General features: G+C 68.3%; 25 protein-coding genes. 11 read left to right on the forward strand and 14 right to left on the reverse strand.

Annotation, left to right across the window (positions count from 1 at the left end):
- Window positions 1–43 precede the first annotated feature (43 nt).
- From IEY31_RS02350 to menC, 4 genes are all read right to left on the reverse strand, one after another.
- The gene (locus IEY31_RS02350) at window positions 44–2218 is read right to left on the reverse strand and encodes a protein kinase domain-containing protein (RefSeq protein WP_188968583.1); all 2175 of its coding nucleotides are present in this window, start codon (window positions 2216–2218) and stop codon (window positions 44–46) included.
- A 325-nt stretch (window positions 2219–2543) separates the two neighbouring features.
- Window positions 2544–3089, reverse strand: coding sequence for a single-stranded DNA-binding protein (locus tag IEY31_RS02355; RefSeq protein ID WP_188968585.1), 546 nt, complete (start codon window positions 3087–3089; stop codon window positions 2544–2546).
- 83 nt (window positions 3090–3172) lie between these two features.
- The gene (locus tag IEY31_RS02360; RefSeq protein ID WP_188968842.1) at window positions 3173–3931 is read right to left on the reverse strand and encodes an acyl-CoA acyltransferase; all 759 of its coding nucleotides are present in this window, start codon (window positions 3929–3931) and stop codon (window positions 3173–3175) included.
- A gap of 80 nt (window positions 3932–4011) precedes the next feature.
- Window positions 4012–5121 carry an o-succinylbenzoate synthase gene (gene menC, locus IEY31_RS02365; protein WP_188968587.1) on the reverse strand — a complete coding sequence of 370 codons (1110 nt, stop codon included), beginning with the start codon at window positions 5119–5121 and terminating at the stop codon, window positions 4012–4014.
- Window positions 5122–5287: 166 nt separating this feature from the next.
- Between menC and IEY31_RS02370 the strand changes: the two genes are divergently transcribed.
- Together IEY31_RS02370 and odhB are read left to right on the forward strand one after the other, a co-directional pair.
- A complete protein-coding gene (locus IEY31_RS02370) occupies window positions 5288–5695 on the forward strand; it encodes a DUF1801 domain-containing protein (RefSeq protein WP_188968588.1) in 408 nt (135 codons plus the stop codon).
- A 98-nt stretch (window positions 5696–5793) separates the two neighbouring features.
- Window positions 5794–7083, forward strand: coding sequence for a 2-oxoglutarate dehydrogenase complex dihydrolipoyllysine-residue succinyltransferase (gene odhB / locus IEY31_RS02375; RefSeq protein WP_188968590.1), 1290 nt, complete (start codon window positions 5794–5796; stop codon window positions 7081–7083).
- A 128-nt stretch (window positions 7084–7211) separates the two neighbouring features.
- On the opposite strand, the gene IEY31_RS02380 is transcribed toward odhB, so the two are convergent.
- Complete coding sequence (locus IEY31_RS02380) at window positions 7212–7604, reverse strand: HD domain-containing protein (protein WP_229723260.1); 393 nt, start codon at window positions 7602–7604, stop codon at window positions 7212–7214.
- A gap of 197 nt (window positions 7605–7801) precedes the next feature.
- On the opposite strand from IEY31_RS02380, the gene IEY31_RS02385 reads away from it, so the two are divergent.
- Window positions 7802–8299, forward strand: a complete 498-nt coding sequence (locus tag IEY31_RS02385; protein WP_188968591.1) for a hypothetical protein — start codon at window positions 7802–7804, stop codon at window positions 8297–8299.
- 74 nt (window positions 8300–8373) lie between these two features.
- On the opposite strand, the gene IEY31_RS02390 is transcribed toward IEY31_RS02385, so the two are convergent.
- Window positions 8374–8847, reverse strand: a complete 474-nt coding sequence (locus tag IEY31_RS02390; protein ID WP_188968593.1) for a SufE family protein — start codon at window positions 8845–8847, stop codon at window positions 8374–8376.
- Window positions 8848–8960: 113 nt separating this feature from the next.
- Between IEY31_RS02390 and IEY31_RS02395 the strand changes: the two genes are divergently transcribed.
- The 4 genes from IEY31_RS02395 (at window position 8961) to IEY31_RS02410 (ending at window position 12487) form a co-directional block, all read left to right on the forward strand.
- Window positions 8961–9836 (forward strand): sulfurtransferase, encoded by an 876-nt coding sequence (locus IEY31_RS02395; protein ID WP_188968595.1) that lies wholly within the window; start codon window positions 8961–8963, stop codon window positions 9834–9836.
- A 106-nt stretch (window positions 9837–9942) separates the two neighbouring features.
- Window positions 9943–10362: a hypothetical protein gene (locus tag IEY31_RS02400; protein WP_188968597.1), complete on the forward strand. Its 420-nt coding sequence runs from the start codon at window positions 9943–9945 to the stop codon at window positions 10360–10362.
- A 390-nt stretch (window positions 10363–10752) separates the two neighbouring features.
- Window positions 10753–12108 (forward strand): alpha/beta hydrolase family protein, encoded by a 1356-nt coding sequence (locus tag IEY31_RS02405; protein ID WP_188968599.1) that lies wholly within the window; start codon window positions 10753–10755, stop codon window positions 12106–12108.
- A 151-nt stretch (window positions 12109–12259) separates the two neighbouring features.
- Window positions 12260–12487 carry a hypothetical protein gene (locus IEY31_RS02410; protein WP_188968601.1) on the forward strand — a complete coding sequence of 76 codons (228 nt, stop codon included), beginning with the start codon at window positions 12260–12262 and terminating at the stop codon, window positions 12485–12487.
- A gap of 374 nt (window positions 12488–12861) precedes the next feature.
- Here the strand turns inward: IEY31_RS02410 and IEY31_RS02415 are convergent, their stop codons facing one another.
- The 5 genes from IEY31_RS02415 to IEY31_RS02435 all read right to left on the reverse strand — a co-directional run bounded on the left by IEY31_RS02415 (window position 12862) and on the right by IEY31_RS02435 (window position 17909).
- Window positions 12862–13635 (reverse strand): class I SAM-dependent methyltransferase, encoded by a 774-nt coding sequence (locus tag IEY31_RS02415; RefSeq protein WP_188968603.1) that lies wholly within the window; start codon window positions 13633–13635, stop codon window positions 12862–12864.
- A gap of 251 nt (window positions 13636–13886) precedes the next feature.
- The gene (locus tag IEY31_RS02420) at window positions 13887–14594 is read right to left on the reverse strand and encodes a c-type cytochrome (RefSeq protein WP_188968605.1); all 708 of its coding nucleotides are present in this window, start codon (window positions 14592–14594) and stop codon (window positions 13887–13889) included.
- A 115-nt stretch (window positions 14595–14709) separates the two neighbouring features.
- On the reverse strand, window positions 14710–15084 hold the full coding sequence (locus IEY31_RS02425) for an MGMT family protein (RefSeq protein WP_229723261.1): 375 nt from the start codon (window positions 15082–15084) through the stop codon (window positions 14710–14712).
- Complete coding sequence (locus IEY31_RS02430; protein ID WP_188968607.1) at window positions 15085–16929, reverse strand: N-acetylmuramoyl-L-alanine amidase; 1845 nt, start codon at window positions 16927–16929, stop codon at window positions 15085–15087.
- Window positions 16930–17054: 125 nt separating this feature from the next.
- On the reverse strand, window positions 17055–17909 hold the full coding sequence (locus IEY31_RS02435) for a peptidoglycan-binding domain-containing protein (protein ID WP_188968609.1): 855 nt from the start codon (window positions 17907–17909) through the stop codon (window positions 17055–17057).
- 122 nt (window positions 17910–18031) lie between these two features.
- Here IEY31_RS02435 and IEY31_RS02440 point away from each other — a divergent pair, with 122 nt between their 5' ends.
- On the forward strand, window positions 18032–18712 hold the full coding sequence (locus IEY31_RS02440) for a winged helix-turn-helix domain-containing protein (RefSeq protein ID WP_188968611.1): 681 nt from the start codon (window positions 18032–18034) through the stop codon (window positions 18710–18712).
- A 136-nt stretch (window positions 18713–18848) separates the two neighbouring features.
- Here IEY31_RS02440 and IEY31_RS02445 read toward each other — a convergent pair whose 3' ends face one another.
- Window positions 18849–19868 (reverse strand): tetratricopeptide repeat protein, encoded by a 1020-nt coding sequence (locus IEY31_RS02445; protein ID WP_188968613.1) that lies wholly within the window; start codon window positions 19866–19868, stop codon window positions 18849–18851.
- Between the two features lie 151 nt (window positions 19869–20019).
- Window positions 20020–21459 carry an alpha/beta hydrolase gene (locus tag IEY31_RS02450; RefSeq protein ID WP_229723262.1) on the reverse strand — a complete coding sequence of 480 codons (1440 nt, stop codon included), beginning with the start codon at window positions 21457–21459 and terminating at the stop codon, window positions 20020–20022.
- A gap of 181 nt (window positions 21460–21640) precedes the next feature.
- Here IEY31_RS02450 and IEY31_RS02455 point away from each other — a divergent pair, with 181 nt between their 5' ends.
- Window positions 21641–22315, forward strand: coding sequence for a hypothetical protein (locus tag IEY31_RS02455; protein WP_188968614.1), 675 nt, complete (start codon window positions 21641–21643; stop codon window positions 22313–22315).
- Window position 22316: 1 nt separating this feature from the next.
- Here IEY31_RS02455 and IEY31_RS02460 read toward each other — a convergent pair whose 3' ends face one another.
- Window positions 22317–23330, reverse strand: coding sequence for a phosphotransferase family protein (locus IEY31_RS02460; protein ID WP_188968616.1), 1014 nt, complete (start codon window positions 23328–23330; stop codon window positions 22317–22319).
- Window positions 23331–23403: 73 nt separating this feature from the next.
- Here IEY31_RS02460 and hemL point away from each other — a divergent pair, with 73 nt between their 5' ends.
- A complete protein-coding gene (hemL, locus tag IEY31_RS02465; protein WP_188968618.1) occupies window positions 23404–24768 on the forward strand; it encodes a glutamate-1-semialdehyde 2,1-aminomutase in 1365 nt (454 codons plus the stop codon).
- On the forward strand, window positions 24765–25193 hold the full coding sequence (locus IEY31_RS02470) for a CoA-binding protein (RefSeq protein WP_188968620.1): 429 nt from the start codon (window positions 24765–24767) through the stop codon (window positions 25191–25193). Before hemL ends, IEY31_RS02470 begins: the two co-directional genes overlap by 4 nt.
- Window positions 25194–25229 lie beyond the last annotated feature (36 nt).

Genomic DNA, 25229 nt, shown 5'->3' on the forward strand with positions numbered 1-25229 from the left:
GGGCGGCAGGCCGTGAACGCGCGTCACTCCTGGCTGGACGCACTCAGGCGCTGACGGCGGCCTGGGGACTGGCCTGCGCCGGAGCAGTTCTGTCGGCTTCCCGCCGATCGGCCAGTGGCTTGCCGCGCTGGGACGTGGCCACACCGGTCTGGGGCCGGTCCAGCAGCGTCATGGCCTGAACCGGGGCGTACATGTCACGGCTGGAAATGGGGTCGCCGGCACTGGAAATGGTCCGCAGCACCTGTCCGCCCTGCCGCACCGCGTAGATCTGCCCTTCCGGTCCCACGCTGATCAGCCACGGGGCCTCGGTCGGTTCGCCCACCAGGGTGTCGAGCGAGAAGGTGACGCCGGGGGTACCGTCGGCCTCGATCTTGCGCAGCTTGCGGGCCACGCCGTCCACGATGTACACCGCGCCGTGCCGGTCAACGCCCACGCCTTCCAGCGTGCGCAGGCCCTCGCTGTGGCGGTCCAGCCGGAAGGCGTAGCGGCTGAGGTACTCGCCCTGCGCGGTAAACCGCTGAACCTCGTTGTTGCCGGTGTCCAGCACGTACAGGGAACCCTCGGGCGACGCCACGAGGCGGCGCGGCCGGTCGAAGCGGCCCAGACCCTGTCCGCGCCCGCCGAAGCGCCGGACAAACTGCCCCGCGCTGTTGTAGACCACGATGTGGTGCGCCTCGCCGTCCAGGACGTAGACGTGGCCCTGGGTCACGGCGATGTCCAGCGGCTGCAGCAGTTCGCCCTCGCCCAGACCATAGGTGCCGAAGCTCAGCAGTTCCTGGCCCTGGGGGTCGAGCTTGCGAATCAGGGCCCCCGACTTGCCCTGACGGTATTCCTGCAGGGTGACGTACAGGTTGCCCTCCGCATCGCCGGCCAGCGCGTTGGGCACGCCGGGCAGGCCCTGCGCCGCCCCCCCCTGATCGCACAGGCTGGCACGCAGCTTGCCCTGCAGGTCCAGCAGGCGTACGGTGCCGCGCTTTTCCTGAACGCTCAGGGCCAGCGCCAGCGGATCGCTGAACACGTCATCGCTGAGCACGCCTGCGTCGAGCCGGGTAATCACCTCGTCCAGCGTGGGCCGCTGCGCCGGGTCCTTCTCGATCATGTTCAGGATCAGGTCATTGAGGCGTCCCGGCACTTCCAGCCGCACCTGCTTGGGCGGCTTGGGGGCCTCGAAAACCTGCTGGTGCACCACAGCCTCGTAGCTGCCCCGGAAGGCGGTCTGGCCGCTGACCATCTCGTAGGCCAGCAGGCCCAGGGAATACACGTCGCTGCGGGCGTCCACGCGGTTGCCCTTGGCCTGCTCTGGGGCCATGTAGATCGGGGTGCCCACCCGCGCGCCGGTCATGGTCAGGCGGGTCAGCACCTTGCCCACCGCAATGCCGAAGTCCATCAGCTTGACGCCGCCCTCGCGCAGCTGGCCCTCGTGAAAGGCGTTCTTGAGAATCATGACGTTGCCAGGCTTGATGTCACGGTGCACCACGTTCTGCATGTGGATGTAGCGCAGGGCGTCGGCCAGCGCGCGCAGCACTTGCACTGCCTCCGCAAAGGCCAGGCTGCGCTCCTCAAGCAGACCTTCGAGGCTCTCGCCGTCCAGAAACTCCATGGCGATGTAATGTTCGGGGTCCTGCATGCGGTAGTCGTAGACCCGCACGATGTTGGGGTGGTTGAAGCGCTTGAGCACCTCGGCCTCGCGGTAGAAACGTTTGACGAACTTGGCGTCGGCCAGGTACTTTTCCTGCGGCACCTTCAGGGCCACGATGCGGCCGTCCTGGGCGCGGCGGGCGCGGTAGACGCTGCCCATTCCGCCGATGCCGATGCGGTCCATGACCTCGTAATCCTGGAACTTCAGTTCGGATTTGGTCGACGCCAGCGTGCTGCGCCGGGTCAGGGTAGGCTCGGGCGTCCGCTGCACCCGCGTGGGCTTGCTACTCCTGGCAGGCTTGACCTCCCGCGGCCGTGCGGGCAGGGCGGCCGACTGCACCAGCGAGATCAGGCTGCCGCCCAGCAGCACCGCCAGCACGCTGAGCGCACCCTGCGCCCGGTCCAGCACGGCAGACCAGGACGCCCCCTGACCGACCCCTCCAAGCTGCGCCAGTACCACCAGCACGGCCACCAGCGCCAGCGCCAGGACCGACGTGAGGACGCTCAGGACGCGTTCGGGGAAGCGGACCAGCAGCAGCAGGCCCACCACAAACAGCGCGCCCAGCAGCACCGCGGTCATCGGCGCTGGTCTCGGCTGGACAGGGGCGGCGGGAGCAGCATCATCTCCCACAGTTATACAGGCCCATTCCTTGCGCCACACTTACAAAGTCAGGATTCAGACCCTGAAGCCACCCACCATTCAGAACGGACGAACCGCGTGCAGCACTGCCTGAATTGCAGATAGCGTTGTCTCGGGCGATCTCGGCGGGCACCCCCAGAAACGCAGCCACAGCCGCATAACACACGCAGCGGAGGCATCAGTACATGCCGCCTGATGCCTCCGCCTTGAACTGGAGCCCTGCACTGGATAGGTCCATAACCGGACCCGAACCTTCCCGGACGCCTTAAAAGGGCGTTTCCTCTTCCACCACCGGCGCGGGCCGGGGTGCCGGCGCAGGCTGGGGACGAGCGGCCACCGGGCGGGTCTGGGCCTGCCCCGGCGCCATACCTGCACGGCCACCCGGCACGGCGTAGCGGTCCTGCCGCTTGCCGCCCCGGAAGATCGCCAGCGTGACGTATTCGAACTCGCCGTCCGCCTTCTCCCGGACGTGTTCAGGATCGGTGCCGCGCGCCCCACGGCTGTACTTGACGGCGGCAGGCAGCTTCATCTTGCGGCTGTCCACGGCTTCCAGTTCACGGCGGCGGTATGCCAGACCCCGGTGGATCACCATGTCCTCGCCCTCGGGGTTGGTCCATTTTCTGGCTCCGATCAGCGTCCAGTCGAAATCAGACTCGTTGTCCAGCGGAAACTGGTAGCCGCCGCCCGGCACGGTGCCGCTGGTCCAGCCCAGGCGGCCGTACTGGCGCTGCACGTCCAGCAGTTTGTCGGCGCTGTCCACATCCACCGTGACGTGCGCGCCCAGATCGGTGACAAATTCTATATGCAACATTCAAACCCCCTTACGTAAATAACATAACACATGCGCGGCCAGCAGCCGTCAAGACGGGTCTGGGGCAGCGCCCCCCTCAGTGCTTACCCTCGCGTCAGCACGTAGAACACCCGCTCGCCCTCTGCGGCCAGATCCGTGACGACGTAGCCGCGTTCCATGTATTCGCCCATCACCTCGCGCAGCGCCAGCCGCCAGCCCAGGCGCAGCGGCTCATTCATCAGCTCGGCCTTGCGCGGCACCTCGGCCAGCACCTGCGGACTGTTCAGATGCAGGACCGGCGCGTCCGGTTCCTCTCCTCCCGGCACGGCGGCCAGCACCACCTCACCGTCGGGGGCGGGCGGCGGGTGGGAGGCGCTGGGCCGCGACAGGTCCCACTCGATCATCAGGCGGTCTGCCGGAAAGGCCGTCGCGGGGTCATCGCCCAGCGCGTACCAGTCGGCGTGGTAGGACACGGCCCGCGCCCCCAGCTTGCCCAGGTTAAGGCGGGCGTTGCGGGCAATCAGGGGATCAAAGGTCCAGGTCATGCGCGTGATGCCCTGCGCCAGCACCCGCTCGCGCTGCGCGTGCTTGAGGGCCACGGCCAGCCCGCTGCCGCGCCAGTCAGGATGAACCGCCAGCAGGTGCGAATGGTGCCACAGCTGCCCGTCCCGGAGCGCCGGAAAGCCGAAGGCCAGTCCGAATGGCAGCGCCAGCGTGTCGTGCGGCGCGTCCGGCAGAGGCGCCGGGTAGGCCCCCAGCACCACGCCGCCGCACACCGAACTGATCCGGAACATGCTGCTGGGCAGCACCTCGCGGTCCGGATACCCCCAGGCGTCCACCTGCACGCCTTCCAGTCCGCGCATGGCCCAGGGATCGGTCACGTCGCGGATCACGTAGGGCCGCCGGGGCAGCGGAGCCTCGGGCACCGGGCCGGAGGCCGCGTTCAAGGGCGCCGTTCCTCCGTCAGCTCGGCCACACTCTCGATGAAGTCGCGGTTGAGGGTCACGCCGATGCCCGGGCCCTGCGGCACAGGCATCAGGCCGTCCACGGCCTCCAGCGGCTCGTTGATGATGTCGGTCTCCCAGTAGCGGCTGGCGCTGGAGGTGTCGCCCGGCAGCGTGAAGTTGGGTAGGGTGGACAGGTGGATGTTGTGCGCCCGGCCCACGCCGCCCTCCAGCATGCCGCCGCACCACACCGGGGCACCGAACGCCTGCGCCACGTCATGCACGCGCCGGGCCTCGGCGTGGCCGCCCACGCGGGCCACCTTCAGGTTAATCACGCCGCCCGCGCCGATGGACAGCGCCTTGCGGGCGTCCGCCGCGCTGGCAATGCTCTCGTCCAGGCACAGCGGGGTCTGCAGGCGGCCCTGAAGCGTGGCGTGGTCCACCAGATCGTCCCAGGCCAGCGGCTGCTCGATGTAGGTCATCTTGTACTGGTCCAGCGCCCGCAGGCGCACCGAATCGGCCAGTGTATAGGCGCTGTTGGCATCCACGGTCAGGCGGATGTCGGGAAACGCCTCGCGGGTGGCGCGGACCGGGGCCTCGTCCCAGCCGGGCTTGATCTTGAGCTTGATGCGGCGGTAGCCCTGCTCGACGTGGCGGCGCACGGCGTCCACTGTGGCAGCTTCATCCGCCTGAATGCCCAGGCTGACCCCCACCTCCACCTGCGTCTTGCGCCCGCCCAGCAGCGTGCCCAGCGGCGCGTTCAGCATGCGTGCCCACAGGTCCCAGGCGGCCATCTCCACCATCGCGCGGGCCATCCGGTTGCCCCGGAACGCGCCCAGGGCGTCATTCAGCTCCTCGGGGTTGGCAAAGGTCTTGCCCAGAATGCGCGGCAGAAACACCTCGCGCAGCAGGTCCAGCGCCCCGGCCAGCGTTTCCTCGCGGTACATCGGGGCGACTTCCATGGTGCCTTCCGAGACGCCCTGCACACCGTCACCGTGCAGCACCAGCAGCGGCACCGTGCGCGCCGTCTGCACCCCGAAACTGGTCTCGAAACGGAACTTCAGCGGCAGGCGAACAATCATGATCTCGGCGGCTTCTATTCGCAACATGGCTTCCAGTATGGCGGGTGAGGACGGCCAGGGGCCGGGAAACAGATAGACGCAACACATAGACGCTGGGCGCGGTAGACAGGACAATGCAGCAGGGGGCGGTGCGGACCAGTCGAGGCCTGCCAGTGCAGGTCCCTGAGCCCGTCAGATCCCCCAGGGGGAAACCATGAACGCACCGGACACAGGCGCAGGCCCGTTGGTCGCGGATCTCATCTCGGAGCGGGTGGCCCAGCTTGGCGACTGGCGTGGGGAGACCCTGGGCCGCATGCGGCGGCTGATTCACGAGGCGGACCCGGACGTGACCGAGGAATGGAAGTGGGGCGTGCCGGTCTGGTCGCACAGCGGCATCATCTGCACCGGCGAAACCTACCAGAAGGCCGTCAAACTGACCTTCGCCAGGGGTGCATCCCTGGACGACCCGGCCCGACTGTTCAATGCCAGCCTGGAAGGCAACACACGCCGGGCCATCGACCTCCGCGAAGGGGACGAAGTAGACGGAGAGGCGTTCAAGACGCTGATTCAGCAGGCAGTGGCCCTCAACAGCGCTGGAAAAGCGAAACCCCCCAGGAAGTAACCCCCTCAGGAAGACCGGGGCCTGAGCCTCCACCGTCCCCACATCAGTCACAGCGGCCGGGCGGCTACCCGCGCAGACGCGGTATAACTACAGACACTATGGCGGACATCAAGGTTCCTGTTTTTTCCGAATCGGTCAGCGAGGGCACGCTGCTGACCTGGCACAAGCAACCCGGCGAGGCGGTCAAGCGCGGCGACGTGCTGGCCGAGATTGAGACCGACAAGGTGGTGCTGGAGGTCACGGCACAGGCCGACGGCGTGCTGCAGAGCATTGCCAAGAATGAGGGGGACACCGTCCTGAGCGAGGAGGTGCTGGGCGTGATGGGCGACGCGGGCAGCGCCCCGGCCGCCCAGGCTCCGGCCGCGAAGGCCACACAAGAGGAGACCAGCGGCCCCATCGCCGACGAGCAGAGCGCGGGAGGCACCGCCGTTCAGCCCGACAGTACGGGCAGCCAGCCTGCCGCAGAGCGCCGTGAGGACCTCTCCCCCGCCGTCCGCAAGGTGGTCACCGAGAACAAGCTGGACGTCTCGCAGATTCCGGCCACTGGCCCGCGCGGCAACATCACCAAGCAGGACGCGGTGGTGGCCGCACAGGGCGGAGGCACCGATCAGGGCCCCCAGAAGGCGGCGGCCCCGGCCTCGGCACAGCCCACCCAGCCCATGCCCTCGGCCACCATTCCCAGCGGCCCGCGCACCGAGCAGCGCGTGCCGATGACCCGCATTCGCGCCCGCATCGCCGAGCGCCTCAAGGAAGTGCAGAACAGCGCCGCACTGCTGACCACCTTCAACGAGGTCAACATGCAGCCCAGCATGGACCTGCGCAAGAAGTATCAGGACCAGTTTGTCGCCAAGCACGGGGTCAAGCTGGGCTTCATGAGCCTGTTCGTGCGCGCCGCCACCGAGGCCCTGAAAGCCTTCCCGCTGGTCAACGCCAGCATCGACGGCAAGGACATCGTGTATCACGGCTTCTACGACATCGGGATTGCCGTGGCCAGCGAGCGCGGTCTGGTCGTGCCGATCCTGCGCGACACCGACAGCATGGGGCTGGCGACAATTGAAAAGGAAATCGCAGCCTACGCGGGCAAGGCCCGCAGCGGCAAGCTGACCATGGACGACATGAGCGGCGGCACCTTTTCCATCACCAACGGCGGCACCTTCGGCAGCATGATGAGCACCCCGATCATCAACGCCCCGCAGAGCGCGATTCTGGGCATGCACAACATCATCGAGCGGCCCATCGCGCAGAACGGTCAGGTGGTCATCGCGCCCATGATGTATCTGGCGCTGTCGTATGACCACCGGATCATTGACGGCAAGGAAGCCGTGCAGTTCCTGGTCATGATCAAGAACCTGCTGGAAGACCCGGCGCGTATGCTGCTGGAACTGTAAGCAACGTTGTTCTGAGGCGGCCTCCTTCCATTGGAGGCCGCCTCTTTATCGTCGGCCCCGGCGCAGCCCTCTTCCGGCATGATGCCCGTGGCCACCACCTGCGCCGCCGTCCGCCGGACCTGTGGCAACTAGTCCGGGAATTCCTCCAGCGCCGGCCGCTTGAGCGCCAGCAACCGCCCGAACGTCATTTCCGGGTGTGCTGCCGAACCGCCCCCGCCTGGACCCCAGGTCAACAGCATCGGTTGCAGGGCGTCCAGCGCCCGTGCAAGGTGGGCATCGGGACTGTGCCCGGCCTCGAACTCCTGCCACGCGGCCTCAAATGTTTCACGCTGGTCCGGCGGCAACTGACCAAACAGCTGCGCCGCCTCAAGCTCGCGCCGCACCTGCTGCGCCCGGCCTTCCTGGGACTGGTCAAAATGCGTGTCCCCGGCGTAAACCACCAGGTCGTGGAGAATCAGCAGTTCCGCCACGCGGCTGAGCTGCGTGCCGGGCGGCGCGTCCTCACCCAGCGTCAGGGCCATCGGTGCCAGATGCCAGGAGTGTTCGGCGCGTTTTCAGGGCGCTCCCCGCCGTGTAGCCGCGTCGTGCGCGTCACCTCTTTGAGGCGGTCACATTGCAGCGAGAAGGCCACCTGTGCACCGAGTCTGAGCATGTCGGGCAGCATAACTGTCCTCCGCCGTCAGGCTTTTGAGAGACGTCCTGGCCTAAGATCCCCACCATGACGGTCATGCCGGAGACAGCACTGCGCGGACGCCTGGGCACCCTGGGCGAGGGCCTCGATCTGCACGCCGGATGGGACGGCCAGCGCCTGAGCGGGCGCGTCGGCAGCTTCACGGCGGGACACGACATCGTGGTGGCCCTGACGGCAGATGGACTGGCCGGCCGGGTGGGCCGCTTCACGGGCGGCTTTGACCTGCGGGCCGAGGTGCTGGCTGGGGAACTTCACCTTCATCTGGGCGGCGTGGACGGCAAAGACGCCCGCCTGGACTTCACGCCGGACGGGGCGACAGGCCGGTACGGACGCTTCACCGATGGCCTGGACATTTCTCTGCGCCATTACGCGGGCGAGGTGCGCGGACGCTTCGGCGGCTACACGGGCGGCACCGACTTCCGGATGGACCTGGGCAACGTGCCGCTGCCGCTGGCGGCCATCCTCGCCGTCAGTGCGCTGTGCCTGTGGCGTGGGGACGTGGCCCTGACAGCGAAGCTGGACTGACGCCACAGGCACAGCATGGGTCACCCAGGACCTGTCACCCAGCGCCAGCGCCCGCAGGTGACCCGGTTCAGCCTTCAGCCGCTCCGGGTTGCCCCGCCAGCCTCCTGCTCCCCCACCGCGCTCTTCAGCCGCCGCAGGATTGCTCCCATACCGCGCAGGCGCATCGGCGTGATCAGTTCGGACAGGCCCATATTCATGTAGAAGTCGTCGGGGACGTTCAGGATAGTCTCGGGCGTGGCCCCGTTCAGGGCCTCGTGCAGGATGCCCGCGTAACCACGCACGGTGGGGGCTTCCTCCGGCACCTTGAAGTGCAGGTTGACACCGCCCTGGCCGTCCTGCTCGGTCACCAGGAAAAAGGGGCTGGTGCATTCCGGCACCGGCTGCATGAATTCCGGGTGTTCCACGTACTTCTCGGGCAGCGGCGGCAGCTTGCGGCTGTATTCCAGCAGGGCCTGCAGGCGCAGCGACTTGGGAGCGCCCTTGAACATGCCCATGATGCCCTGGAGCTTGTCGGGCAGCGCGGCGTTGGCAGAAGAGTCAGAGGTCATGCGTTACTGTACCGCCGCGTTACACGGCGGTACGGTGAGGTTTGTCCAGTTGATATGATTGGTCAACTGGTCACCGGAGGCTAGACTCTCTCTACGAACTCTGGAGGTTCCCTATGGACACTGCAAACAACGGATACGCAAAAGACGTGCTGGTCAACACCGACTGGGTGGCCCAGAACCTGAACACCCCCGGCGTGCGCCTGATTGAGGTTGACGAGGACATCCTGCTGTACGAGACGGGCCACATTCCCGGCGCGGTCAAAGTGGACTGGCAGACCGACTTCTGGCACCCGGTGGAGCGCGACTTTATCGGCCCCGACGAGGTGGCGGCGCTGCTGGGTCGCCTGGGCATCGGGCCTGATGACCAGATCATCCTGTACGGCGACAAGAGCAACTGGTGGGCGGCCTACGCGTACTGGTTCCTGTCGTACAGCGGCGTGCCGAACCTGAAGCTGATGAACGGCGGCCGCCAGAAGTGGATGGCCGAGAACCGCGAGGTCAGCACCGAGACGCCCAGCCACGCCCCCACACAGTACCCTCCGCTGACCCGCGACGAGAGCCTGCGGGCCTACCGCGACGAGGTCCGGGCGCATCTGGAAAGCGTGCAGGCCGGACAGGGGGCACTGGTGGATGTCCGCAGCCCCGACGAGTTCTCGGGCAAGGTCACGCACATGGCGAACTACCCGCAGGAGGGGGTGTTGCGCGGCGGTCACATTCCCGGCGCACGCAGCATTCCCTGGGCGCGGGCCACCAACGAGGACGGCACCTTCAAGAGCGCCGACGAGCTGACCGAACTGTACGCGGGCGAGGGCGTGACCCCCGACAAGGACGTGATCGCGTACTGCCGCATCGCCGAACGCAGCAGCCACAGCTGGTTTGTGCTGCGCGAGCTGCTGGGCTACCCCAGGGTCCGCAACTACGACGGCAGCTGGACCGAGTGGGGCAACGCGGTCGGCATGCCCATCGAGAAAACCTACAGCGAGGCCTGATCGCCGGGGGGCATCCGCCCCACCTGGGGGAAACGGTGTGCGGTTTCCGGCATTCATGGCCCGGCCCGGCAGAGTGCCGTGAGAACCGCAGGTCTAGGCTGCGGCCATGATATTCGTGGTGGTGGTGGCGCTCTTGCTGCTGGCGGCAGTGTGGTGGCGGGGCAAGGGGCGACATAGGCTGCGTCCGCCCGGCACCGCCCATCTGGACGAGGAAACCGCCGAGCGGCCTGAGCTGGACCCGGCTGCGGTGGCCGCCGCCCGCGCCCGCATCTCCCAGGCGGTGCCCGACGAGGTGCTGTCCGACGTGCTGCTGGACGCCAGCCCCACGCAGGCTGCCCGGATGTTCTCCGCCGTGCCTGCCTCCGTGATGGCCGACGCCCTGGGCCACGGCCACGACGAAGCGCAACCCCGTGCCAGCGCCGCCGAACTCGCGCAGCTTCAGGGCGCGGGCAGTGCCGTGGACAATCTGGAAATCTTTAGTTTCCTCCCCGACGAGTCCCTGGCAAGCGGGGGAACCACCCGCTGATTGCCAAGATCGCCCAAGCCTGAAGACTCAAGCTTGAAGAACTGAACCCACCTGAACCTGCAGACTGGAGGCCGCCGGGCGCGGCCCTCCGGTCTCTTTTTATGGCAGGTCCACTCCATCAGGTGCGGCTGGGCAATCCTGACCTCGCCTCTGTGGTGTGCGCCGGAGCGTTGGAATATCTGCTTCTGAATGCCGCCGCCTCATGGCTGAAAGCCACACGGTCTGCCACGCTGCGGTGGGAACTGGATCTGTGAGGCAAGGAGGGCAGGTGGCCCGGCTGACCCCGGCATGTCAGGCTCGCTCAGGCGCTACCCTGGAACGCGCATCGACAATCCAACCCTGCCGCTTTCCCGCGGCGAGTGCCGTTGCCTGCTCCTGGAGGTTTCCGCCATGAAGAGAACTGCCCTGTACCTCACCCTGGCCCTGCTCGTTCCTGCCGCTCAGGCCCAACTGGCCCCATCGGCCCCCTCCCAGTCGGTGCCCGGCGACGCCCGCCCCGACGCGCCGGAGCTCAGCGCACGCGGCTCCTATGCGGTGGGCGTGCGCACTCTGACGCTGACCAACCCTGGCCAGCTGGACATTGTGAAAGCCCCCAAGGAGGGTGACATTCCCCGCTATGACCGCCCGCTGACGGTGGAGGTCTGGTACCCGGCGCAGGGCGACAGCGGCTCAGGCAACACGACGTACACCGACGTGCTGGGCAGCGGTCCTGGCAATGCCAACCGGCCCAACACACCGTTCACCACGCCGGGCCGCGCCACGCGTGACGCCCCGCCCGTGGCTAGCTCGGCTCCGTACCCGCTGGTGATCGTGTCCCACGGCTATCCGGGCAGCCGTTACCTGATGACCTACCTGACCGAGAATCTGGCCAGCAAGGGCTACGTGGTGGCCGCGATTGACCACACCGACAGTACCCACGGCGACAAGGCCGCCTTTGCCAGCACGCTGCTGAACCGGGCGCTGGACGACGAATTCGTGCTGGCTGAGCTGGCCCGCCTGGGCGCTGCTGGCAGTGGTTCTCCGCTGAGTGGCCTGATCAACGCGGACAAGACCGCGCTGGTGGGCTACAGCATGGGCGGCTACGGGGCGCTGAACGCGGCGGGCGCGGGCTACGGCCCGGAAATGCTGCCGCTGGTGCCGGGCGGCGCGCTCGCGGCCCGACAGACCGGGAAGTACAAGGTGGATCCGCGCATCAAGGCGCTGGTGGCCTTCGCTCCCTGGGGAGGCGACGCCGCCGTGAAGGGCATTGGCGTCAATACCGGCGGCAAGTACGGTTTCTGGGACGAGGCGGGTCTCGCCGGGCTGAAGGTGCCGACGATGTTCGTGGTGGGAGACCGCGACGACGTGTCGCATTACGAGGGCGGCGTCAAACCGCTGTTCGAGAACGCCGTGAATGCCGAGCGCTACATGCTGGTGTATCAGAACGCCCAGCACAACTCTGCGCCCAACCCGCCGCCTGCCGCGTCGCTGGGCAGCTTCGACGACTACATGCACTACGCCGAACCCGCCTGGGACATGGCGCGCCTGAATAACCTCAATCAGCACTTCGTGACCGCCTTCCTGGACTGGAAACTCAAGGGCAAGGCCGAAAGCGCCGCGTATCTGAACGTGCCGACACCGCGGTCCAACGACATCAAGGTGAGCCGCAACGCCGACGGCACTCCAAAGGCCGACGATACGTCGTGGAAGGGGTTCAAGAACCGCACCGCGAAGGGCATTGAGCTGTACAGATTGATGCCAAAGTAAGCCGCGCTAAAAAGACGGTAAGGGCCGTTATAAAGATGGAGGGAGGGCAGGCGCGGCGGGTGGGGGCCGCGCCCCTTCCCTTTTACCACTGTGACCGCTCTCCTTCAGAGCGCTCTCAACTTTCCCAGACCGCCGCAGCCCATGCTGGGCCATGACCAGCAAAGATTCTGCCAATGGGCGCGAGGGACGCGACACCCGGCCCGCTCCCGCACTGCCGGAAGCGCTGCCCCAGCGCACGCTGCCGGGAGTCCCGGCCCCCACGGGCGACGGCATGGGTGCGGGCGAGGCCACGGGTCTGGTGGGCGGCGACGCCTCCATGACCGAGGCCAATCTTGCGCTGGACACGGATGAGGCGTCACCACCCACTGCCGAGCACTGACCCCCTGTCTGGGCGCATCAACACCGTGGCCGAACTCCAGCATCAGGCATGCCTGTGCTGTGCGCGGCTGCCCCACAAGGTGGGCCACAGGATCTACGCCCTGACCACCATCACGGCCGATCTGCTGATCCTAGCGCGGAACTGGAGCTGTGACATGGTGGGCCACGCAGAGGCAATCAATGAACTGGCCGAGTTCCTGTCCAACCCCAAACACCGGCGGGCCAGACAGCTGAACCTGATCCCGAAACGCGATCAGGTCGCCCCAGGCCACGTGAGCCAACTGCCTGAAGCTGACCTGGGTTCAGATTCTACCCTCGCTCACGCGGCAGCTGGCGGCCCGCCGCGAAGCCCCGTAGCCCGGCTGAAGGGGCAGCTCAGGGCCGGTCCAGCCGCACCACCATCATCTGCTCATGGTGGGCCAGCAATTCTCCATGCTGGCCGTATTCCAGACCGGCGGCGTGCCGCTCGGTGTCGTCCAGACCCTCCGCGTGGGCGCGCAGACGCTCCACTGTTGCGGGTGTGCAACCGGACTGCGCCGTCCACCACGCGAAGTCCAGCCGGTACGGCACCAGGGTGGGCGGCGTCCAGACGAAACCGGCCGCCTCCGCCAGCGCCCGCCACGCCTCCACGGTGCGCTGGGCGTGGTGGCTGGGATCGCGCAGGGTCTGGTAGGTGTCCATCCAGACCTGCACGGCGGGCGTGGGGCTGATCTGATCGGCGATCACCAGCCGTCCACCCACGGTCAGCACCCGGAAGGCCTCGGCGAGAAAGCGGTCCAGATGCAGAAAGTGGTGCGGGGCGTGCCGCGACGTGAGCAGCGTGAACGAGCCATCAGGAAAAGGCAGGGCCTCGGCGCTGCCCACCATGAAGTGGACATTGGCCTGCCCGTCGGCCCCGGAGCGCTGTCGGGCGTGGGCCAGCATCTCCTCGGCCAGATCAAGCCCCACCACCTCGGCCACGAACGGGGCCAGCGCGTGTGCGGTGTTGCCGGTGCCCGTCGCCACGTCCAACGCGCGGTCCTCGGGCGTCGGCGCGGCGTACTCCAGCAGCACCGGCAGGCTGGGGCCGTGCCGGTGAACCTCACTGGCAGCGTACCGGGCGGAGTGGGCATTGAACTGCTCACGGCTGGAGACTGGAGGGGAGGCCATACCCAAGTATGCGCGCCCCCGGACTTCAAGGCTTGGCCGGGAGGAGAGGCGCCGACACAGGCTGTTGGCCGCCGCACAGGCCTTTCGGGTCTCCATAGCCACCTGCCGGGCGAGCGGCGTCTGCGGCGTGCCCCCAACTGCACGGGACCGGGTGGCGGACAGGAATGGGGAGACCTCCGGGAAACGCAGACGCCCAGCAAAACTCGCCGCCCTGACGAACCGGGCGGCGGGCGGGTTGAGAGCGGCGGGGGTCAGTTCAGGGTCTTGATGTGCGCCAGCAGATCGGCCACCTGCGCGTCGCTCAGCTGCGCGTCGGTGAAACGGGGCATCACGGCGCTCAGCTCGCGGCCCTCGGGCAGCACGCCCTTGCGCAGGACGGTGGTGAACTGCGCCAGCGTCCAGCCCCTGGGACCTTCATCGGTGAGCAGGCTGGGGCCGATGCCGCCGCCCGCCTGGGCGCCATGGCAGCCCGCGCAACTGCTGGCGTAGAGGGCGGTGCCGGCCTCGGCGTTGCCCTCGGCGGCGTTGGGGGTGGGGGCCGCATTGCCCGTGCCACCAGCGGCCACCGCTTCCGGCGCGTCCGTGTCCTGCTGGGCCGGCTCGCCGGTGGTGGACCCGGCCACCGCCGGGGACTGCGCAGCAGGCAGATCGCCGCCGCTGCTCTGGACGTCGGTGGGCGTTTCGGTGCCCGGCTCAGTGGTCCCAGTGGTCTCGGTAGCTTCAGTTTCTGCCGCGCCGGAGGCCGCAGGGGCGGCAGCCACGCCGGTGCCGGCTGCTTCGGTGGTCTGCTCGGCGGCGGTGGGCGCTTTGGCCGTCTCGTCAGGCCCGGCCATCAGCCGGGGGGTGACGATCAGCAGGGTCACGCCCAGGACCACGCCCAGGGTCACGCCTGCCATCCAGGAGGCCAGGCTGCCCTCTACCCAGGGGTTCCGGCGCAGTTCGGGGTGCGTTCTGTTCATGGTTCCCAGCATACGCTGGGAGCAGCGGGACGTGCCGCCCCTCCCCCTTTTAGGCGCTCTTTAAGCTGGTCTTCTAGAGGCGGCCTCGACGTTTCCCACGGCATAGCCCGGAAGGCTAGAACAGCGCTTGCGGCGGCGCGGCGCGTTCGTCCTCGGGCCACCACTGCCGCGCGGCCAGGTCGCAGCGCCCAGAGGCATCGAAAGGCACGCCCTCGGCCATCAGCAGGCGCTCCTGCAGGTCACCGAAGCCCAGTTTGTGGGTGCTCACCCGGCCCTGCGCATTGATGACGCGTTGCCACGGCAGTTCCTCGCTGCCTATCAGTCCGTTCAGCACGTATCCGGCCTGCCGCGCCGCGCCGGGACTGCCGGCCAGCAGCGCCAGCTGACCGTAGGTCATCACCCGGCCCGGCGGAATGCGGGCCACCAGCGCCAGTGCCCGCGCCCGGAAATCACCCGGGATGGGGGCGGCACTGCCGGACTCCGCCGCCACCTATTTGCCTGCCCCGCCCACCGCGCCGCCGTCCACGATGCCCGTGACCAGCGCCTCGCGGATACCCTGCGCGATGCCCAGCGCCACGCGGTCCCGGTAGTTGGAGTCCTGCAGGTTCAGGCCGTCGACGGGGTGACTGGTATACCCGATCTCGATCAGCGCGGCGGGAATGCGGCTGTTGCGCAGCACCGCCAGCGACTGGCTGTTCTTCAGGCCCTGCGAGTGCGCGCCCGTCACGCCGATGATGTTGCGCTGAAGCAGCGCCGCCAGGGTGCCTGACAGCGGGTGGTTGGGATTCCACCACGTCTCGATGCCGTAGCCTCGCAGGGCGTTGTGCGCGTCCATCGCGTTGGCATGGATGCTGACGAACAACTGGGTGCCGGGCGTGCCCAGTCCGGCACGCATGGTCAGGTCCGTGTTCTTGTCGGCGCTCAGCTGGCCGTCACGGTCACGGGTCAGGACCACGTCCACCCCGGCGGCCCGCAGCAACGCCGCCGCACGCAGGGCCACGTCCAGCACCACTTCCTTCTCGATGACTGAGCCCACCGCGCCGGGGTCCCGGCCGCCGTGGCCGGGATCAATCACCACGCGCGGGCGCACGTAGCTGGCGCTCAGGGCCAGAATCGCCGTGCCGCGCGCCGCTGGAATGCCCGGCACCGCCGCCAGCAGCTTATCCTGCGGGGCCAGCGGCGTCAGATCGGCCAGGGCGGGCGACAGGTCAATCGCCAGGCGCGACAGCTCTCCGCTGGCCGGCGGCAGCAACTGGGCACGCCAGCCGCTGCGGGGCGTAGTGGGCGCGGCGGTCAGCAGCGTGAAGGTGGCCCCGTCCCGCGACACCTCGGCCCGCCAGGAGCGCAGTTCGGGGCTGACGTTCTGCACCACCTGCGGCGTCACGCTGACCCCGGTCAGTTCGACGCGCAGGCCGATGCCGCCCGGCACGATGCGGTACGCGGTGCCCGGCGGCAGGTCCAGTACGACCCGCGTCTGTCCCGGGTTCTTGCCGATACGCGGGGGGGTCAGCAGCAGACCGCTGGCCACCCCCGGCACCCGCCCCTCCAGCACGCTGGGCGTTTGCGGGTCCACGCCGGGCAGGGCAGGCGCGGGCGGCAGCGCTCCACCCGGCGTGGGGGCCACCAGATCGCCGGGCGGCAGCGAGGTCTGCACCGGGGAAGGGGGCACCGGAGCAGACGGCATCGGGGCGGGAGCGGCCGGCACAGTCCGCGGCACCGAGAGCACGGGGGGAGTCCGCGGCACCGGCGAGACCGCCGGAGGGGCAGCCGTCGTCTGAACCACCGCCGAGGGCGCGGTGCCCTGGGCCACGGTGCGAACCAGCCGGCCCAGCTCCGGGCTGGCCCCACCTTTCAGGCTCACGCCAAAATCCAGAATCAACACCCGGCCGCCGTTGCCGATGGTGGCCTCCATGGCCTGCCAGCCCTGGGTCAGGGACAGCGGGTAGGGCGTGACCAGCGTGGCCTGTCCCCCCCCGGCGCGGTACTCGCTGACGCTGTCTCCCAGCCGACCCGACACGGTGGGCAGCACCCGCGCACCCTGCACGTCCAGCCGCAGACCGCTGAAGGTGGGGGTCAGGGTGTAGGTCACGCCGGCAGGCAGATCAAAAACGACGCGGGTCGTGCCTGCGTTCTGACTGGACCGGGGCTGCCCGAAGGTGGCGTTCTGCACGCCGGTCAGATTGATGGGTGCCGCAGCGGCGCCGGACGCGCCCTGCAGCACAGGCGCGGCCTGGGCCGGGGCCTCGCGCACAAAGGGATCGTTCCCCTGCGCCAGTCCCGCCCCAGCCCCACCCAGAAGCATGGCAGATGAGAAAAAAATGATCTTCTGCTTCATGACGTCTCCCACTATTCAATGTTCAAGGTGAGAAAGACCGCGCCAGCACTCATAAAAAGTCCGTGTACCCCCAACGTGCGGAATCTCACGCAGGACCTATGTGGCAAAGATCATGTCGCGGCGGTTCACGGCAGGACCGGCGCGTCAAACCCCTGCGCGGCCTCCGAGAACAGGCGGTTCCACGTATCGCGGTCCACCACACCGGTCGCGGGCAGGCCGTTGGCCGCCTGAAAAACACGCACGGTCTGCGCGGTGATGGGGCCGTACCAGCCGTCGCCCTGCCCCGGCCGCTGCGGGCGCATCAGCGCGATCAGGCGGTTCTGCACTGCCAGCACGTCCGGGCCGTTGAGCCGGGCGTTCTGCACCTTCAGCGTGCGGCCAAACGGCATGGGCGGGGGGGCCGGGGCGGCGGGCGTGGCACCTTCGGCGGGCACCGAAGACGACGTGTCGGCAGGCAGCGTCGTCGCTGGGCCGCTGGGAGGGGCGGACGTTTCAGGTGCTCCGCCCGCCGGGGCCACGGGCGTCAGGGTCACGTTGCCGATCTGGGTGGTCTCGGCCTTCGGCTCAGGGGCCGGGCTGGCCACCGGTGCTGCGTGGGGCTGTTCGGGCGGCAGGTCCAGATACACCAGCGTCTGGGCACGGCCATCCGGGTCCGGCTGAAGACGCAGGTAGACGTGGCCGCCCGCAGTCTTCAGCCAGTTGTACACGCTGCGCTGCCCGTCGCGGCTACGCCACACGCCGTACAGCCCGTCGGCCATCGCCGCATTCAGCCGCACGCGCGCAGCTTCCACGCCCTCGCCCACACCGACACACTGCTTTTCCGGCGAACCGATCTGCACGAAACTGGCCGGGCAGGTGCGCAGCACGCCCCCCAGCACCTGGGCGGTCTTCAGGGCCGCCGCTTCCAGGTCCGCCCCACCCGGCGCGGCCCCGGCGGCGGCGGCACACACGGCAAGGGCCAGGGCAGCAGCACGCTTCATGGCCCAGTCCTAGCACGCGGAAGCTGACGATGGCTGAGTGACCCCCGCCCGCCGTGCCCGCCACCTTTACTGTTCAGCCGTGACCCTCGCGCGCTGAAGGCCGTGAGACCAGACTGGAACGCATGACCCCCACCCAGGCCAGCACCCAGCGCATCAGCGACGCACCCACCGCCCGTGCACTGCGGCAGAATTTTGCTTTCCTGGGACTTTTCCTCGGTCCACGCTCGCCCAGCGAGATCGCCGCCCCGGCGGGCATGGCAGCCAATCTGGCACACCACCACGCCCGCAAACTCGCCAGTCTGGGCCTGCTGCTGGAAGTGGGGCGAGAGGGCGGCCGGGTGTTCTACCAGCTGGCAGCTCGGGAATTCCGGGTGCCGTGGACCGTCATGCCGCCCACCGATCCGGAAGTCGGCGAGGCGCTGACCCTGCGGCGCCTCACCGACAACTTCTCCCGCGCCTATGAGCGGTCCTTTCTAGCCCTTGGTGGCGAGGCCGAGGAGGCCGTTTTTGGCTTCAGCGATAGTTCAGGCGACTCGGCGCGCCCACCAGCACCCGACGCCAGACCGCTGGAATCGCATCCCAGCCACCTGGAAGCGCTGACCCTGCGGCTGACGCCTGAGCGTTATCGCAAGTTGGTCCATGACCTCAGCCGTCTCCTGGAGGCAGCGGCGGCAGATGGGCTTAAAGATCAGGGACAGGTCTGCACACTCGCCGTCCTGGCCTCGCGCGGCACCCTGGACGGCGGGGAGAAATCCGCTGGAGGCGTCTCGCACACCATCAGTTCTTTTCTGGGTGCAGATTGATCTACGCTTCGGCCTACCGGAACTCCGGCCACGGCCACGTCTTGAAAGTCACTTCCTGCCATCTGGGGTGTATTGCCTCGTCCTCCTGCAAGTTGACCAGTTGGCCCACGGCGCACTTCTGGTAGGCCAGCGGGCTTTACAGCCGCGCCAGTTCCGTCTGCGCCAAGGCAAACCCCGGCCGCAGGCGCAGGGCCTCGCGGTACGCCGCCTTTGCCTCGGCCACGCGGCCCAGCGCGGCCAGCGCCCGGCCCCGCCAGTAGTGCATTTCCTCGTGGGCGGGCACGTCGCGCAGCACCCCACCGGTCAGGCGCAGCACGTCGCCGTAGCGGGCGTTGCGGGCATAAGCCTCCAGCGGGCCGAAGGAATACCACAGTGCACGCCACGGCAATCCGCCCACAGTGCGCGCCGGACGGCTGGGATCGAGTTTCGGGTCCGGGCTGGCCGCAAACGCCGCGTCAAAGGCCCGCGCCGCGCCGCGCGAATCGCCCAGGTTCAGCTTGGCCTGCCCCACGTTCAGCCACGCCACGGCGTCGTTCCTCTTCCCGGCCTCGGTCAGCGCCACCCGCAGCACCGCGCGCCGGGCCATGCGGGCGTCGGCGTGGTAGCCCAGCGTTTTCGTCAGCCGGGCCTCCTGCGCCGCCGGGGCCACCACCAGATACGTGCGCCCGAACGAGCGCCACAGTTCGTCCAGCTCGGCGTAGGTGAACTCCAGGCGGCCCAGGTACGAGTCCAGCGCCGAGAACTTCCCCCTGGCGTCGTCGTAGCCGGTCAGCAGGCGGTAGTGGCCCATGCCGCCGCTGTCGGGTGTCACGAACCACGTTTCCACGATCACCGGGAATCCGGCGGCCAGCAGACGTCGCAGCATCAGCGGGGTGCCGCCACGGGCCAGATGCACCGTCATGCCCTGGCCCCGCGCAAAGGCAGCGAGTTCCCCCGGTGACACGTTCACGTCGTCGCGGGTTGCCTTCAGCCTGGGCGCAATGTCGTACTGGTTCAGGGTGCCGCCCCAGCGGCTCAGGGCCATGCCCACCGTCACGGGGCCGCAGTTGTTCAGCCGCTGGTACTCATGCGTGACATTGCCAATGCTGACCTGCGCGGGCAGCGCCGATGCCGCGCCGAGCACGCCACAGATGAGCAGGGGAAGAAGGGCACGCATCACCCCCCATCCTCAGCAGTCTTCATGATTCAGGACTGAGGCGCGAAGGTAAGAAAAACGCCTTTCTTCAACGGTGGGACCGGAACCACAACAAAAGGGGACGGCGGGCCACTGGTGCACCCGCCTCCTCGAAGTGTGTGGTTCAGGATCGCTAGTTGCTGGTGGGTGGAGCCACCGGGCAGAGGGCCACGCCATCACGCTGGGTGCGGGTGTATTTGCAGCCGTAGTTGGGATCGGCCACCACGCTGGGGGTGGTCACGTCGTCCCCGGCCGGTTTCTGGCCGGTCTTTTCCCAGGCCACCAGATCGTTGAAGCCTTCCACCAGTTCCGGCCCGGCAAAGTCGCAGTGGCCCGGCGCCCGGATGGCGCGCTGCACCAGCAGACCGGACTTGCCGTTGGCGGCCACGGCCTTGTTGTAAAGCTGCTCATGCCGGAAGGGCACGTAGAAGTCGCCCAGGGTGTGCAGGGTCAGCACCGGCACGTTGATCTCGCCGCTGACGCGCGGCAGCCAGCGCAGCGCGCCCTGGCGGGCCGGGTTGGCCGCCGGGTCCGCCGTCACGCGCAGGATTGCGTCGTTAAAGGCTTTCTCGGCAACGGTGGGGGTGGCGTCGGTGGTCCAGCGGTAGGTGACGCCCGTGTTGCCGTAAAAGTTCCTGGCCAGGATACCAGTCAGCGTGCCGTCCGAGCCACCAGTGCCCAGCACCGCATTTTGCAGGCCCCCCACGCTGAAGCCCAGGTTGAACACGGGCCGCTCGCCGCCGGTCAGCTGTTTGGCCAGCTCACGCAATTTGGCACCCTGTGCGCTGTTGACCTGCCACAGCGGCCCGGAGGTGTCGGTAAACAGCGCCGCCTTGATGTCAGGCAGCAACTTCTGGAAATCGGACTGCGGGTAGCTGCTGGCCCCGTAACCAGCCATCTGCGCGGCAGCCAGCGTGTAGTCACCCAGCCACTGGAATTCGTATTCCTCGTCCAGCACGCCGCATACCGGCATGGCGGCAGCGTAGTTGACTTTATTCCTGGCGGTGTCCAGCGTTTCTTTTTCCACCGATGCACTCGTCACGTGCCCGCCCATGCTCACGCCCATGATCAGGTACTTGTCGGGTTTTGTCAGCCCGGTCAGTTCGGGGAACTTCAGGGCCAGCGCGTTGGTGTCCTCCACACCGGACTGCACGTCGTAGTAGTTGCTGGAATAGCTGCTCGCGGCCCAGGCGTAGCCCAGTCCCAGCCAGTAGTCGCGCAGCGAAGGGGCCTGCACATTCAGTTTCTCACCGGTTCCTGCGTAACCGTGGGCGTACATCACCAGCTGCTTGTTCCAGTTCGCCGGGATTTCAATGACGTAGGCCGCCTTCCCCTGAAGCCCATCGTAGATGCCCTGATAGATCTTCGCGCCCGTCTTGGCCTCAAAGGTGGGTGTCACCGCCGTAAAGGTGCGCTTGTCCTGCTCGCGGGTCTGGGGCTGGGGCGTGGGCGGGGTCACGGCGGGGCTGCCGCAGCTCGCCAGGGTCAGGGTCAGACCGGTCAGCAGGAGCGACGCCTTGCGGACGGTCTGCAAGCGGGAACGGGAAGAGGTGGAACGGGTCTGTGCAGTCATTGGGCCTCCAGGGCGCGGGCACGAACGATCCCCCATGCCGGCGAGCGGCACAGAGATGGGCATCTGGTGAGTTGAACGCCCGTAATCTAGCGCCCGTGGCCGCTGCCGTGTCAACCTGCCCTGTTGCACGGCAGCGCCGGAGGCGGGAACTTTCCCGCCCCCGCCCCCGTACCCTGGGGGCATGAGACCAAGACGAGGACCGGGATGCGGATGCCTGGGCTGCGGCGGCGGCGGACTGCTGGTGCTGGCGCTGCTAGGCGCACTGGCGTGGTTCGTGGTGATCCGGCCCGCGCAGCAGTTCGTGGCCGGCTTACGGCCCTCCCAGACCCAGGGCCAGCAGACCCAGAACCAGACGCAACCGGTGACCCCGCCGTTGGACCAGACGCCCGGCACGTCTGCGGCCCCCACGGCCCAGGCCCGGCCCCTGACCCAGAGCGACGTGCAGAAGTTCGTCCGTATTCGCCGGGACGTGCGGGCCGCGCTGGGCGAGAGCTTTACTGGATTGCAAACCGTCTGGGCCGAGGTTCAGGCCGGACAGACGCCCAATCTGTTGCAGGTCGTGAACGTGCTGCGGCAGGCGGGCAGCAGCATCGGCAGGGCCAGAACCGCGCAGGACGCCGCGCTGGCCCGCGAGACCATGACGCCCGCGCGCTACGCCGAGGTGCGGGCCGCCGTCAACCGCGCGCTGGGCGTGCCGAACGTCGATTTTGCCCAGGCGGCCCAGGCCCTCCAGAGCGGCCAGTTACCCAATCTGGACAGCACGGTCACGCCGGCCAGCGCCCGCGAGCGGGAACTGGTTGCGCCTTTCAAGAAGGAACTGGAAGTGACGGCGGCGGTGGGGCTGTTGGGGTTGTAGATCAGTCTTCCAGCAGGGCGGCGCTGTGCCACACCTCCACCAGCGCCGCAGTCCTGCGAAACCAGCGCAGGCTGCCTTGCAACGTCGCCTGAAGAAGGTTGGTCATCAGGCTCAGGCGGTAGTCAAGGAGACACTGCGCCAGGGAGTAGGTGGAGATACCCGCTCTCTGCAACCCCGCGTGGTAGCGCCCAACCAGCGCCGTGTCGCGCTGCAGCCGATCAGGCGCGTCCGCCGGAATCAGCATGAACATCAGGTCATGTGGCCCCAGACCGCGTTTGATCGTCGCCCAGTCGATGAGGCGGACCTCCAGACCGTCGGCCGCATGAAAAACATTGCCCATCAGGTGCAGGTCACCGTGAATCAGCGTGTGCTGGCCCAGTTCCACCCGCGTTCTGAACGCGGCGGGCCAGCGGGCGGCCACGCGCTCCAGCAGCCTCCTTTCGCGGCCCGTCAGCCCGGGCCGCTTCAGAAAGGAGGCGGTGGCCTGCCTCGCGGCCTGTGCATGGACTGCCAGAGCCGCCGCGTCCAGCACCTGCGGCATCCGCGTCACGTCCAGATCGGGGTGCCCCCACGCCGGGGCCTGCAGGGCCGGCGCGTTCCACCAGGCGGCGTGAAAGTCGGCCAGGGCGTCGACCACCTGTTCCAGCACGGCCGCAGCCGGGGGAAAGGACACCGGCTGATACGCCCCGCTCAGGTCTTCGAGCAGCAGCACGCACCGCCGGGCCGCGGCGTCGTCGCAGGCGCCCAGCAGCGCCGGCACCGGGAGTCCAGGGGTTGCGGGCAGCAGTTCGCGGTAAAAGCGTAGTTCCGGCAGACCGGCGGCGTACCACTCGGGGCCGTACACCTTGGCGATCAGGGTTTCCGGACGGCCGGGGGGCAGGGCGCCACCCAGACGAAGACGCACGATCCGGTCAGCATGCCCCTCAAAGGTTTGCACCTCGCTCACCTGCCGAACCGGAAAACCCAGCATCGCCCCCAGGGCTTCCGGCGTCAGCAGGATGCAGGGCGAGGCCATGAATGCAGGATAAATCCCCGGAGTGTTGCCCACCTCTCCCCCGCTGCGCCCGGCCTCCGCTAAGGTGCGGGACATGACCCAGACGACCTCTCTAACCGCGCAGTCCGAGGCCCTGTTTGCCCGCGCCCGCCGCGTGACGCCGGGCGGCGTGAACAGCCCGGTGCGGGCCTTTAAAAGCGTGGGCGGCACCCCGCGCTTTATCCGCGAGGCCCACGGCGCGTACCTGACCGACGCCGACGGCACGCGCTACATCGACTACATCGGCTCGTGGGGGCCCATGATCCTGGGCCATGACCACCCGGCGGTGCGCGAGGCGGTCTCGGACGCGCTGCAGTTGGGCACCAGCTTTGGCGCCCCCGGCGAGCGCGAGGTCGAGCTGGCCGAACTGGTCACGCGCCTGACCGGCGCAGGCAAGGTGCGCTTTACCAGCAGCGGCACCGAGGCCACCATGAGCGCGTTGCGGCTGGCCCGCGGCTTTACCGGCAGAAAGCTGATTGTTAAATTCCGGGGCAATTACCACGGCCACGCCGACGGCCTGCTGGTCGAGGCGGGCAGCGGCCTGATGACCAATCTGGACGGTGCGCTGGGCACGTCGGCCCCCAGCAGCGCGGGCGTGCCGGAGGAGTACGCCGCCCTGACGCTGGTCAGTGAGTACAACGACCCGGCGGCGCTGGACACCCTGATGGCCGAGCGCGGCGCTGAGGTGGCCGCCGTGATCTTCGAGCCGGTGGTGGGCAACGCCGGGGTGCTGGTGCCCACGCCCGAGTTCCTGGCCGCCCTGCACCGCGTTCAGGACGCTGGCGCCCTGCTGGTCGCCGACGAGGTGATGACCGGTTTCCGCCTGTCCATCAACGGCGCGACGGGCCTGCTGGGATTAAGGCCGGACCTGACCTGCTGGGGCAAGATCATCGGCGGGGGGCTGCCGGTGGGCGCCTACGGCGGGCGGGCTGACGTGATGGACTTCGTCTCGCCGCAGGGGCCGGTGTACCAGGCGGGAACCCTCAGCGGCAACCCGCTGGCGATGGCCGCAGGACTGGCGACGCTGCGGACGCTGGAGGCCGATCCAGGCATCTACGCACGGCTGGACGCCTACACCTCGCGGCTGGCCGACGGCCTGAAGGCGCTGGCGCAGGAAGCCGGCGTGCCCGTCAGCGTCAACCAGATCGGCTCGATGCTCACGCCGTTTTTTCAGGACGCCCCGCACGGCTCGCTTCGCAGCTACGCGGACGCCGCCCGCAGCGACACGCGGGCCTTCGGCACGTGGTTCCAGGGGCTGCTGGCGCGGGGCGTGTACTGGGCGCCCTCGCAGTTCGAGAGTATTTTTGTCAGTGCCTCACATACAGATACCGAGCTGGCTGCCACACTGGAAGCAGTCCGCGCCGCCTTCACCGATCTGAACGCCAGCACTCTCGCTGCCCCCGAAGGAGTTTCGACTTGACCCTCGTGCAATCCAAGCCGGACGTGATTCGCGTCCTGACCGAAAACAAGGTGATCGCCGTGGTGGGCTTCCACCACGACAGCGCCAAGCCCGCCTTTTACGTGCCCGAGTACATGTACCGGCAGGGCTACACCATCATCCCGGTCAATCCGGCGCTGGCCGCACGCGGCGAGAGCTATTTCGGCCACAAGGCAGTGGCGACCCTGGCCGAGATCACCGTTCCGGTGGACATTGTGGACATCTTCCGCCGCAGTGACCGGGTGCCGGACCACCTGAGCGACATTCTGGCCATGAACCCGCTGCCGAAGGTGGTGTGGTTGCAACTGGGCATCCGCAATGACGACGTGGCCCGGCAGCTCAGCGCACGCGGCATCGACGTGGTGCAGGACCGCTGCCTGCTGGCCGATCACCGGGCGCTGCTGTAGGTCCACCGCCGGTCACCGGCAATCCCTACCGTCACC

The sequence above is a fragment of the Deinococcus aerolatus genome, from assembly GCF_014647055.1.
Classification (GTDB): Bacteria; Deinococcota; Deinococci; order Deinococcales; family Deinococcaceae; genus Deinococcus; species Deinococcus aerolatus.

Bases quoted from the DNA above. Each gene is read 5' to 3' on its own strand.
- IEY31_RS02350 (WP_188968583.1), bottom strand. From the start codon at position 2,218: ATGACCGCGGTGCTGCTGGGCGCGCTGTTTGTGGTGGGCCTGCTGCTG.
- IEY31_RS02355 (WP_188968585.1), bottom strand. From the start codon at position 3,089: ATGTTGCATATAGAATTTGTCACCGATCTGGGCGCGCACGTCACGGTG.
- IEY31_RS02360 (WP_188968842.1), bottom strand. From the start codon at position 3,931: ATGCGCGGACTGGAAGGCGTGCAGGTGGACGCCTGGGGGTATCCGGAC.
- menC (WP_188968587.1), bottom strand. From the start codon at position 5,121: ATGTTGCGAATAGAAGCCGCCGAGATCATGATTGTTCGCCTGCCGCTG.
- IEY31_RS02370 (WP_188968588.1), top strand. From the start codon at position 5,288: ATGAACGCACCGGACACAGGCGCAGGCCCGTTGGTCGCGGATCTCATC.
- odhB (WP_188968590.1), top strand. From the start codon at position 5,794: ATGGCGGACATCAAGGTTCCTGTTTTTTCCGAATCGGTCAGCGAGGGC.
- IEY31_RS02380 (WP_229723260.1), bottom strand. From the start codon at position 7,604: ATGGCCCTGACGCTGGGTGAGGACGCGCCGCCCGGCACGCAGCTCAGC.
- IEY31_RS02385 (WP_188968591.1), top strand. From the start codon at position 7,802: ATGACGGTCATGCCGGAGACAGCACTGCGCGGACGCCTGGGCACCCTG.
- IEY31_RS02390 (WP_188968593.1), bottom strand. From the start codon at position 8,847: ATGACCTCTGACTCTTCTGCCAACGCCGCGCTGCCCGACAAGCTCCAG.
- IEY31_RS02395 (WP_188968595.1), top strand. From the start codon at position 8,961: ATGGACACTGCAAACAACGGATACGCAAAAGACGTGCTGGTCAACACC.
- IEY31_RS02400 (WP_188968597.1), top strand. From the start codon at position 9,943: ATGATATTCGTGGTGGTGGTGGCGCTCTTGCTGCTGGCGGCAGTGTGG.
- IEY31_RS02405 (WP_188968599.1), top strand. From the start codon at position 10,753: ATGAAGAGAACTGCCCTGTACCTCACCCTGGCCCTGCTCGTTCCTGCC.
- IEY31_RS02410 (WP_188968601.1), top strand. From the start codon at position 12,260: ATGACCAGCAAAGATTCTGCCAATGGGCGCGAGGGACGCGACACCCGG.
- IEY31_RS02415 (WP_188968603.1), bottom strand. From the start codon at position 13,635: ATGGCCTCCCCTCCAGTCTCCAGCCGTGAGCAGTTCAATGCCCACTCC.
- IEY31_RS02420 (WP_188968605.1), bottom strand. From the start codon at position 14,594: ATGAACAGAACGCACCCCGAACTGCGCCGGAACCCCTGGGTAGAGGGC.
- IEY31_RS02430 (WP_188968607.1), bottom strand. From the start codon at position 16,929: ATGAAGCAGAAGATCATTTTTTTCTCATCTGCCATGCTTCTGGGTGGG.
- IEY31_RS02435 (WP_188968609.1), bottom strand. From the start codon at position 17,909: ATGAAGCGTGCTGCTGCCCTGGCCCTTGCCGTGTGTGCCGCCGCCGCC.
- IEY31_RS02440 (WP_188968611.1), top strand. From the start codon at position 18,032: ATGACCCCCACCCAGGCCAGCACCCAGCGCATCAGCGACGCACCCACC.
- IEY31_RS02445 (WP_188968613.1), bottom strand. From the start codon at position 19,868: ATGCGTGCCCTTCTTCCCCTGCTCATCTGTGGCGTGCTCGGCGCGGCA.
- IEY31_RS02450 (WP_229723262.1), bottom strand. From the start codon at position 21,459: ATGACTGCACAGACCCGTTCCACCTCTTCCCGTTCCCGCTTGCAGACC.
- IEY31_RS02455 (WP_188968614.1), top strand. From the start codon at position 21,641: ATGAGACCAAGACGAGGACCGGGATGCGGATGCCTGGGCTGCGGCGGC.
- IEY31_RS02460 (WP_188968616.1), bottom strand. From the start codon at position 23,330: ATGGCCTCGCCCTGCATCCTGCTGACGCCGGAAGCCCTGGGGGCGATG.
- hemL (WP_188968618.1), top strand. From the start codon at position 23,404: ATGACCCAGACGACCTCTCTAACCGCGCAGTCCGAGGCCCTGTTTGCC.